Raw genomic sequence first — 10751 nt, forward strand, 5'->3', positions numbered from 1 at the left:
TTGCAGGACAGCGTCTTTTTCCGGACCTTTTACAGCCCCTGCGCCACCTCGAGCATATATTTGCCGTAGGACGTCTTAAGCAGCGGCTGTGCGAGCTCGATCAGCTGCTCCTTTGTAATAAAACCTCTTTTATATGCAATTTCCTCGATGCAGGAAATATAAAGCCCCTGACGCTTCTGGAACGCTGCGACAAAATCCGCCGCGTCTAAAAGAGAATCATGGCTTCCCGTATCCAGCCATGCAAATCCTCTGCCCATTGTCTCGACCCGGAGCTTTCCTCTGCGCAGATATTCATTGTTCACACTTGTGATCTCGATCTCGCCGCGTGCGGACGGCTTTACGTTTTTAGCGATCTCTACGACATCATTGTCATAGAAATAGAGTCCCGGAACTGCATAATTGGACTTCGGGTGCTCCGGCTTTTCCTCGATCGAGATCGCTTTTCCGTCTGCATCAAATTCCACGACACCATACTCTCTCGGATCTCTTACATAATAGCCGAAGATCGTCGCGCCATCCTTTCTTCCTGCGACGTCCAGCAGCATTTTAGAAAAGCTCTGCCCATAAAAAATGTTATCGCCAAGCACCAGGGCCACATTATCGTCCCCGATGAATTCTTCTCCGATAATAAACGCGTCCGCAAGCCCGCGCGGAGTTTCCTGTACTTTATAGGAAAGCCTCAGCCCCAGCTGCTCGCCGCTTCCGAGCAGTTCCTCGAATACCGGAAGATCTCTCGGTGTGGAAATGATCAGGATCTCGCGGATCCCCGCCAGCATCAGCGTAGACAGCGGATAATAGATCATCGGTTTGTCGTACACCGGCAGGATCTGCTTGGAAACTGCTTTTGTCAATGGATACAGCCTGGTGCCGGACCCTCCGGCAAGAATAATACCTTTCATCGCTCCTCCTTCCAGAAACATAAGCCGGGACCCCTGTGGGATCCCTGCACCTGATTTATTTCTGATACATTTCTTCGTAGTATTTCTGATAATCGCCGCTCGTCACGTTCTTCATCCACTCTTCATTTTCGAAGAACCATTTGATCGTCCGGCGAATCCCCTCTTCAAACATCGTCTCCGGCTCCCAGCCCACCTCGGCGCGGATCTTGTCCGGTGCGATCGCATAACGGCGGTCATGACCTTTGCGGTCCTCTACGTATGTGATCAGCTCCTCACTCACAAGCGCCCGGCGCGGGTCACTCTCCGGGAGCATCTCCCGCAGTGTATCCAGGATGATATGGATGATCTGGATATTCTGCTTCTCATTGTGCCCGCCGATATTGTATGTCTCAAACAGACGGCCCTTCTCCTGCACCATATCAATTCCCTTTGCATGGTCCTCCACATACAGCCAGTCGCGGACGTTTTTTCCGTCTCCGTATACCGGGAGCTTCTTCCCATGCAGCGCATTGTTGATGATCAGCGGGATCAGCTTCTCCGGGAACTGGTAAGGACCATAATTGTTGCTGCAGTTCGTAATATTTGCCGGGAAATGATACGTATCCATATAGGACTTCACGAGCATATCCGAAGACGCCTTGCTCGCAGAATACGGACTGTGTGGATCATACGGCGTTGTCTCGTAAAAGTACTCGCCCTCTTCTTCCAGAGAACCATATACCTCATCCGTAGAAACATGCAAAAACTTCTTATCCGGCTTAAATGTACCGTCCGGAAGCTCCCACGCTGCCTTCGCCGCATTGAGCATCACGAGTGTCCCGAGCACATTTGTCTTTACGAAAACCTCCGGATTGCGGATACTGCGGTCCACATGGCTTTCTGCTGCAAAGTGTACCACGCGGTCGATCTCATTCTCCTCAAAGATCTGATTGATCGCTTCTGAGTCACAGATATCAGCACGTACAAATGTATAGTTGCTGCGATCCTCCACATCTCTGAGATTCTCGAGGTTGCCCGCATAGGTCAGCTTGTCCACATTGATAATGCGGATCTCGTCTCCATATTTTTTAAACATATAATGAATATAGTTTGAACCGATGAATCCGGCTCCGCCTGTCACGAGATACGTTCTCATAATAATCCTCCATAGAATATGATTTTCATTCCTGAAATGTGTATTTCAGTATATCATTATTTTCCGCTAAAGTAAAGCAAACGCCGGAGAATATCACATCTGCGGCACAGGCGTCGGGCGTGTCTGATCCCACACTGCGCTCACGTCAAACAGATCCGACAGCATCTCAGGATTGTAGTACATCCGGTATCCATCCAGATTTCTTCTGCCCTGGCGCATATAATTCTCCCCGAACTGCACCCAGTACTGAGAAGAATCTACGTTGCAGAAAATATTGAAGCCCTTTTCTTTGAGATACGTGAAATACTGATTTTCGCTTGTATAAGGCTGCCAGTCTCCAATATCCGCGCCAAACGCAAAGATGATCACATCCGTATCCCCGACCACTGTCTCCACATTATCCAGCCAGCGCTGTGTATCCTGCATCACTCCGTCGACCCCGGTCGCAGTCGGTGAAATATGTCCCCAGGTATGGCTTGCAAACTCCCAGCCGTTCTCCCGCATTGCCGCAGCGACTGCCTTTGCCTGCTCTACCTCATTTTGCCATGCTGCCTCGTCAAAATCCGGGTGCTCATCGAAAAATTTCTGCTGATATTCCGTGACTCTTCCTGCCTCACGCGTCCGGTACACTTCGTCTGTGCGATACCCGAGCACACCTTCATATCCCGTCAGCGCCAGGATACCCTTATGGCCATGATACGAAAAATCCGGATGCTCCTTCACAAAAGTATCAATCCACGGCACCATATCATAATCTCCCACCGATACGCTGCCATCCTCCTCCACATACGTATTCTTTACCTCTCCGTTTTCATCGAGGATCAGCTTCTGCGCGAAACCGTCTCCATCCATATAATGATAATAGCTCACATCATCCTGAGAGAGTACAAACGGTTTCTTGCCCGGCGGCAGGAGGATCTCTCCTCTCGATACAGTCCCGTCGCTGTTGACGGTAGCCATATCATGAAGACTGACCATGACGTAGCCCTTCTCATACATGGACTCCATGATCGCGGCAAATTCGCTCATTGTTGTCATGACCTGATTATACCCTGCCTCTTTACTGTCTCCGTCAAACGCTTTTGCCGGATCCACTATCATTGTATGGAAGAATACATGGGTGATCTGATCGAGCGGATACGCCGTACACGTCGCCTTCGTACTCTCATATCCTGCCACTGCATCCTGCATTGCCTGACTGGCGCTGTATCCCTCCGCCGATTTCAGATAATTTACCGCGCCATCATAATCATACTGAGCTGCCATGATATCCGCCTGCGCGATCAGCTCCGCTTCTGAACCGGAAGGGGCTGCTCCGGCTGTATTTTCCTGCCCTGCAACCTCCTGCGCTCCGCCCTCTGCCTGACTGTCTGCCGTCAGCCTGCCCTCGCTGTCCTCATCGTCTTTTTGTACCTGCCTTTCCTGCTGCTGACGCTTCGGTCTGCCTTCTCCTGTGATCTGCGGAATAAGCGCATCCTTTATCAGGATCACCGCCAGAATGACTATGATCAGCACAAGAAGCGAAATAATACACTTTATGATCAGCTCATTTCGTCTGCGCTTCAGTCTCCTTTGCTGTAATGCCTTATCTCTGTCTTCCATTTTGCCCTCCTGCTCCGACGCGCCGCTATGATCTTCCACAGCGGCGCGTCTCCTGTATATCCTGTTTTTCTGACAGCTCCTGTCTGATAACAGTATCTGTTTTCAGACACAAAATATGCGCGGCCATTTACCCGCCAGCCAGATCTGCTGCTGTGCAGCTTATATCGCCGCATACGCGGATCAGATCGGCGGCACCGAAGACGGACGCAGCGGATCCCATGCCTTTTGGACATCAAACAGATCCTCCAGCATCTCAGGATTATAATACATCCGGTATCCGTCCACATTCCTTCTGGACTGTCGGACGTAATCCGGCTCTACCTGAAGCCAGTATTTTGCGGAATCGACTCCGCAAAAATAATCAAAGCCACACTTCTTCAAATACTCAAACCGCTCTCCTGAGTACTTTTCCATACCCCGGATATCACCGCCGAAGGCATAAATGAGCGTATCCGTCTCTCCGATCAGCGGCTCCACCCAGGTCTCCCAGCGGTCTGTATCCCTGACAAAGCTGTCAAAGCTGATCCCGTCCGTCTCACTCATGTTCTGATGTCCCCAGGTATGGCTTGCAAAGCGCCAGCCATTCGCCTTCATCGCCTCCGCGACCTTTCTGGCTCCTTCACACTCCTTCTCAAACGCAGCCTCGTCAAAACCGCCCGGATAGGAATCAAAAAACATCTGCTGCTGGACGGTCACCCGACCCTCCTCTTTTGTTTTGTATACCTCATCCGTACGGTAGCCCAGTATCCCCTCATATCCCGTCAGGGCAATATACCCTTTCTGTCCATGATAAGAAAAATCCGGGTGCTCCTTTACAAAAGTATCAATGATCGGCACCATATCATAATCTCCCACCGATACTGTCCCGTCATCCTCTATATATTCATTTTTTACATCGCCATTTTCATCAACGATCAGACGGCTCGCATACCCGTCTCCATCCATATAGTGATAATAGCTGACATCATCCTGAGAAAGTACAAAAGGAATTTTTCCCGGCGGCAGCAAAATATCCTGTGTCGCAAACGTCCGGTTCCCATTGCCGTCATCCGTTCCCGGTGCAAGCTCATCCAGGAATACCATCACGTATCCCCTGTCATACATCTGCTGGATAATACTCTTAAACTCATACTCCGTCACCATAAACTGGTTGTAACCGGCCTCATACTCATCTCCGTCAAAAGCCTTTGCCGCATCATGGATCAGTGTATGGAAAAAAATATGAGTTACCTCAGATGCCGGGTAGGGAACACAGGCAGCCTTTTGCTCCTCAAACTTTCCGACTGCTTCCTGATACTGTGCATTCTCCTCATAGCCCTTCGTTTCTTTTAACAGCTTCACTGCGCCATCATAATCATACTGCGCCGCCAGAAGCTGCGCCCGCTCCAGCGGATCACCTGAGGCTGCAGCTGCCGATGGGGACGCGGAAGGGGTTGTATCCTGATCCTTCTCCTGCGTTTTCTCCGCTTCTGTTTCCTTCTTTTTCTGGCTGTCTGTCTCTCCAAAGATCTCAATCTGACCGTTTTCTGCCATGCGCTCTTTTCCCGTCTTTTTCGTACCGTTTCCAAGTACAATCTCATAGACAAACGCCGCTATGAGCAATACGATCAGCACCCCGAGCACACCTGTCAGAATCTGGATCTTTTTCTCATTGTCACGCTGCTGTACATGTTCTTCTGTACGATGCAGTCTCCCCGTCTGACCCTGCTGTCTTCCCCTCTGACTTTGCTGCGCCGGACGCTGCTGGCTTTCCCTCTGGCTTTGCTGTACCGGATGCTGCTGGCTTTCCCTCTGGCTTTGCTGTACCGGATGCTGCTGGCTTTCCCTCCGGCTTTGCTGTACCGGACGCTGCTGCGCCTCTCTTGCCTGCAGCCGCTCTGCTTCTCCCTGGCCCCCGGAGGACGGATGCTGCTGTATCTTCTTTGCCTGTATCCGCTTTGCTTCTCCCCGGTCCCCGGAGGACGGATGCTGCTGTATCTTCTTTGCAGCTGTCTGCCTCTGTGCAGATGAAGGCCCCGATACACTGCGAGCCCCCGTATCCCCCGGAGCTCTCCTGATCGGCTGAGTTTCTCCTGTATATATCTGTGGCCTGCCGGCCTGCTTTTTCTCTTCGTCCATACCAAAACCCCCGAATTTTCATCATTTTCCGACATACATGCGTTCTATTAAATAGAATAGTGGATACGCCACTTTTTGTCAATTACTGCCACCTTTGATTTTCTTAATTTTTGTAACAGTTCAGCCATGTACAAAGCTACAAAAATCTGAGCTCAAACTTGTTTTGAAAGCGAAGATTTTCTGTGCGCTTTGTATATGGCGCTCTGCCATAAGCGAGAATTTAGCCGCGCATGCGGCGATATAAGCTGCGCAGCAGCTAATTCGAGCGGATGGCTGAACTGTTACTGATTTTACTTTCATTTTTCTATAACAGTTCAGCCATGTACAAAGCTACAAAAATCTGAGCTCAAACTTGTTTTGAAAGCGAAGATTTTCTGTGCGCTTTGTATATGGCGCTCTGCCATTCCTCCTTTACTAAAACGTCGTGCGGTGATATACTTAAAGCAAAACTGTAAAGGGGCAACTGATGATGAAGTGGGCTGACAAACCTTATCACTGTCTTGATTATGAGATGAAGCGGCGCTTTGGTGAAAAAGTATACCGGCTCGCTTTAAATGGCGGCATGACCTGCCCCAATCGCGATGGGACACTTGGAACCCGGGGATGTATCTTCTGCAGCAGCGGAGGTTCCGGCGATTTTGCAGCCAGCGCTGCGCTTTCTGTCACGGAACAGATACAGCTTCAAAAAAACATGATCCGTCAAAAACGTCCTGTCCGTAAATTTATCGCATACTTTCAGGCGTATACAAACACCTATGCGCCGGTGGATTATCTGGAAGCGATTTTTCTGGAAGCATTGGCGGACGACGAAGTCATTGCACTGTCTGTCGCCACGCGCCCGGACTGTCTGCCGCCAGATGTGCTGGAGCTTCTGGATCGTCTGAACCGCATAAAGCCGGTCTGGGTCGAGCTTGGGCTTCAGACAGTCCATGCAGCTACCGCAAAGCTGATCCGGCGCGGGTATGAGCTGCCCTGCTTTGAGCAGGCAGTCAGTCAGCTTCGTGCCCGCAATATCGAAGTCATCGTCCATACGATCCTCGGTCTTCCGCACGAGACAAAAGAACAGATGCTGGAAACCGTCCGTTATCTGAACGACTGCGATATCCAGGGGATCAAGCTGCAGCTGCTCCATATCCTGCGCGGCACTGATCTGGCAGATTATTATGCGCAGTCGCCATTCCATATTATGACGATGGAAGAATATACTGATATACTGATCGAATGTCTGGAACAGCTTTCACCGGACATCATTATTCACCGGATCACCGGAGACGGTCCCGGCGGTCTTCTGATCGCGCCGCTGTGGAGCCGCAATAAACGAACCGTACTGAACACGATCCACTCTGCGCTGCGCATCCGCGGCACCTGGCAGGGGAGGGCGCTGGAGCGTGCGGCCGATCTTAAACAGGAGGAATATCCATGCCAGAACCATTTACACTATACAAGCTGATCGTTCTATATATGCTGGAAAAGGTTGACTTTCCGCTTACGAATTCACAGATCTCCGAGTTTATTCTGGATCGTGAATATACGACATACTTTACCCTGCAGTCCGTACTGTCCGAGCTCAGTGAGAGCGGCATGATCCATCAGGAAACGATCCGCAATACCTCCTACTATTCTTTAAACACAGCAGGTGAGGAGGCTTTGCACTATTTTCAGAACCGCATTTCCAAATCGATCCGTGATGAGATCGATCAGTATATTGCTGAGAATAAAATGGAACTGCGCGATGAGGTCTCTGTTATCTCAGACTACTACAAAAATACAGCAGATGAGTACTCGGTCCACTGCATTGTCAAAGAGAAGTATTCTAACCCGATCGACCTGACCATCACCGTTCCGGATGAAACACAGGCAAAAATCGTCTGCCGCAACTGGAAACGGAATTGCCAGAGGATTTATGAATACGTCATGAAGGAGCTTCTGTAAGACTCCGGCTGTTTCAGACAAAAGCGATGGAAGGGGACGCTGCAGCATCCCGGGCTCCATCGTTTTTTATATTTTAACATTTACAACAGGAGGACACTATGAAAGACACCTATATTTCTGATTCTATTGTTTACGTTGGAGTAGACGACAAAACGATTGATCTGTTTGAAAGCCAGTATCACGTACCTGGCGGAGTTTCCTACAACTCCTACATCATTTTTGACGAAAAGATCGCAGTCATGGATACCGTAGATCCCCGCGGCACACAGGAATGGCTTTCCAACGTAACGCACGCACTCGGGACAAGGACTCCGGATTATCTCATCGTACAGCATCTGGAGCCGGACCATGCGGGCAGCGTAAAGACATTGATCGACCTGTATCCCGACATGAAGATCGTCGGCAACGCAAAAACGTTCCCAATGATCCACCAGTTCTTTGAGGTTTCACTTCCGGAGGAAAAAACAGTGCTGGTCAAAGAGGGAGACACGCTCTGCCTTGGCAGCCACACGCTGCAGTTCTTCATGGCTCCAATGGTCCACTGGCCGGAGGTCATGGTCACGTATGAGCAGAGTGAAAAAATCCTTTTCGCTGCCGACGGGTTTGGAAAATTCGGTGCTCTCGATACAGAGGAAGAATGGACAGATGAAGCCAGACGCTATTTTATCAACATCGTCGGAAAGTACGGCGCACAGGTACAGGCTCTCCTGAAAAAGGCCGCAACACTTGATATTGCAATGATCTGCCCGCTGCACGGACCGATCCTGAAGGAAGATCTGGGCTACTATATCGGCAAATACCTGACATGGAGCAGCTATGAGCCTGAGGAGGAGGGCATCGTGATCGCCTTCGCTTCGATCCACGGAAATACTGCCCGCGCTGCCAGACTGCTCGCTGATATGCTTGAAAAAAAGGGAGCGAAAAAAGTCGTACTGTTTGATCTGGCAAGAGATGATATGGCAGAGGCGATCGCCAGCGCTTACCGCTATGACACGCTTGTCCTCGCGGCAGCCTCCTATGACGGCGGAGTATTCCCCTGCATGGAAGATTTCCTCAATCATCTGCGCGCAAAGAACTTCCAGAAGCGCAGGGTAGCTTATCTGCAAAATGGAAGCTGGGCTCCTTCTGCCGGTAAAACTATGAAAGCGCTCCTGTCGTCTATGAAGGATATCACAGAGATCGAGCCTATGGTAACAATCAAATCCACTGTAAAGCCTGCAGACCTCGCACAGATGGAACTGCTCGCTGACGCACTGCTTGCATAATTTTTATATATCATGAAATAAAAAACTGCCGCAGACCCTGCTCCATAGGGAAAGGAGCTGGCGCCTGCGGCAGTTTTGTGTAGATGAAGTTTAATAGAACTGGTGATCTCCGATTTTCATACCTTTGCCGGATCCCGTATTGAAATACAATGCTCCTCCGACCGGATTCTCTCCGCTCAAAGCTGCTGCCGCCGCATCATAGCAGGTGCTGGGGACACCATTTGCAAGTGCGCTCGCAAGAGCTCCGCTGGAAGCCGGAGTAAACTGACCGCTCTGATAAATGACCTCACTGATCGTATTCGGGAAGGATGCGCTGGCCACACGGTTCATAACAACCGCTCCGACCGCTACCATGCCTTCGTAGCTCTGATTGCCTGCTTCGCAGTAGATCAGCGCTGCAAGCAGATTCGTATCATCCGTACCTGCAGAAGAGGAGGATTCTGTTTCTTCTACGTATTCCTCCGTCTGCTCCACGTACTCTGTCTCTGGCGCAGAGGTCTCCGGTGCGGAAGTCTCAGGTGTCACTGCTGATCCCTCATAAACCGGATTCCAGTATGCATCATAGAGAATGCCTGTCCCGGAGTCATAATACAGACCTGTGCTGGCATCATAATAAATACCTGTAGCAGCATCGTAATAGCTCTCATCTCCAGAAGCGGACTCTGTTGCTTCTGTCTGCTCTGCATACGTCTCTTCTGTATAAGAATCATCTGCGTATGTCTCCTCTGTATAGGAGTCATCCGTCCACGTCTCGCCTGCGGAAGAATCATCGGTCCAGGTCTCCTCTGTGTAGGAGTCGTCCGTCCACGTCTCGCCTGTGGAAGAACTGTCTGTCCATGTCTCTTCTGTGTAAGAATCCTCTGTCCATGTCTCGCCTGCAGAAGTCTCCTCTGTATAAGACGCTTCTGCATATGTATCATCCGTATAGGACTCCTCATAGTATACCTCCGATGCCCCATCATTTACTGCATCGGAAGGCACCGCCGTATCAAGCAGCAGTACGCGGGAAACATCCTCCGCTGAAACATAGGCTGTGCTGTCTGCACCGCGCTGTACCTCCAGCCAGTCCCCATTATCCTGAGTCAGGATCATCGAATCTCCAGAATCCAGAGATGTGACTACCTCAGAGGCTCCATTATCGTCTGCATAGACCTTTACATCATCCCATGTCGTAGCGACACCCTCTGTCCCGTGATTCTGCGCCATGTTCTTCGCATCCTCACCGTACGTCAGGTACTCATTCTTTACAAAACCGGTAATACCGCCGGAATAGAGCTCTGTCCACTCCTCTCCACGGTTGAGCACCCATGCCGCATCACCATGATACATATATCCGATCACGTCGCTGTCTTCGTTAGCTGCGCTGCGGATGTTGATCCCTGTGTTGACGGTATCATCATTCGTCACTGCCAGTTCTTCCCACACTGCCTCCTGGTCGTGCGGAACAGCTATCGTATTCTCCTGTGCTGCCGCTGTCATGCTCATCATCAGGGATGCGCCCATGATTGCCGCTGCAGCGATCACACAGCTTCTCTTTTTCCTCATCGGTGTATTTCCTCCTCAAAGCCTTTCATACATCTTTATTACAAATATTACATAATTGTTAACTGTTGTTACGAATGTATTGTAATATGTTTACTCTTCTTTGTCAACCCTTATCTAAAAATTTCCAGCTCGGGAGTTTGACAGTTGAATATCGGAAAAAGTACTCACAGGTCGCATAAAACCTGCTTTTTTTATGTCAATTTTTTTGATTTTATATCTGTTATTTTATGTTATTGTATGATATAATAAGGGAGG

General features: G+C 50.0%; 8 protein-coding genes. 3 read left to right on the forward strand and 5 right to left on the reverse strand.

The annotated features are described in order from the left end of the window. Positions 1-29 precede the first annotated feature (29 nt). The 4 genes from rfbA to QOX44_RS15910 all read right to left on the reverse strand — a co-directional run bounded on the left by rfbA (position 30) and on the right by QOX44_RS15910 (position 5754). A complete protein-coding gene (gene rfbA, locus QOX44_RS15895; RefSeq protein WP_283684586.1) occupies positions 30-899 on the reverse strand; it encodes a glucose-1-phosphate thymidylyltransferase RfbA in 870 nt (289 codons plus the stop codon). A 55-nt stretch (positions 900-954) separates the two neighbouring features. After that, entirely contained in the window at positions 955-2034 is a 1080-nt protein-coding gene (gene rfbB / locus QOX44_RS15900; protein ID WP_283684588.1) for a dTDP-glucose 4,6-dehydratase, read from the reverse strand. 93 nt (positions 2035-2127) lie between these two features. Beyond that, positions 2128-3636 (reverse strand): polysaccharide deacetylase, encoded by a 1509-nt coding sequence (locus QOX44_RS15905; protein WP_283684590.1) that lies wholly within the window; start codon positions 3634-3636, stop codon positions 2128-2130. 180 nt (positions 3637-3816) lie between these two features. Further along, a complete protein-coding gene (locus tag QOX44_RS15910; protein WP_283684592.1) occupies positions 3817-5754 on the reverse strand; it encodes a polysaccharide deacetylase in 1938 nt (645 codons plus the stop codon). A 466-nt stretch (positions 5755-6220) separates the two neighbouring features. On the opposite strand from QOX44_RS15910, the gene QOX44_RS15915 reads away from it, so the two are divergent. The 3 genes from QOX44_RS15915 to QOX44_RS15925 all read left to right on the forward strand — a co-directional run bounded on the left by QOX44_RS15915 (position 6221) and on the right by QOX44_RS15925 (position 8951). Then, entirely contained in the window at positions 6221-7204 is a 984-nt protein-coding gene (locus QOX44_RS15915) for a TIGR01212 family radical SAM protein (RefSeq protein WP_283684594.1), read from the forward strand. Further along, positions 7174-7686: a DUF4364 family protein gene (locus QOX44_RS15920; protein ID WP_283684595.1), complete on the forward strand. Its 513-nt coding sequence runs from the start codon at positions 7174-7176 to the stop codon at positions 7684-7686. Before QOX44_RS15915 ends, QOX44_RS15920 begins: the two co-directional genes overlap by 31 nt. 98 nt (positions 7687-7784) lie before the next feature. Next, a complete protein-coding gene (locus QOX44_RS15925) occupies positions 7785-8951 on the forward strand; it encodes an FprA family A-type flavoprotein (protein ID WP_283684597.1) in 1167 nt (388 codons plus the stop codon). A 90-nt stretch (positions 8952-9041) separates the two neighbouring features. Here QOX44_RS15925 and QOX44_RS15930 read toward each other — a convergent pair whose 3' ends face one another. Continuing rightward, positions 9042-10496 (reverse strand): cell wall hydrolase, encoded by a 1455-nt coding sequence (locus QOX44_RS15930; protein ID WP_283684598.1) that lies wholly within the window; start codon positions 10494-10496, stop codon positions 9042-9044. Positions 10497-10751: the final 255 nt, after the last annotated feature.

Origin of the sequence: Parablautia sp. Marseille-Q6255, assembly GCF_951230155.1 — a bacterium.
Classification (GTDB): Bacteria; Bacillota; Clostridia; order Lachnospirales; family Lachnospiraceae; genus Choladousia.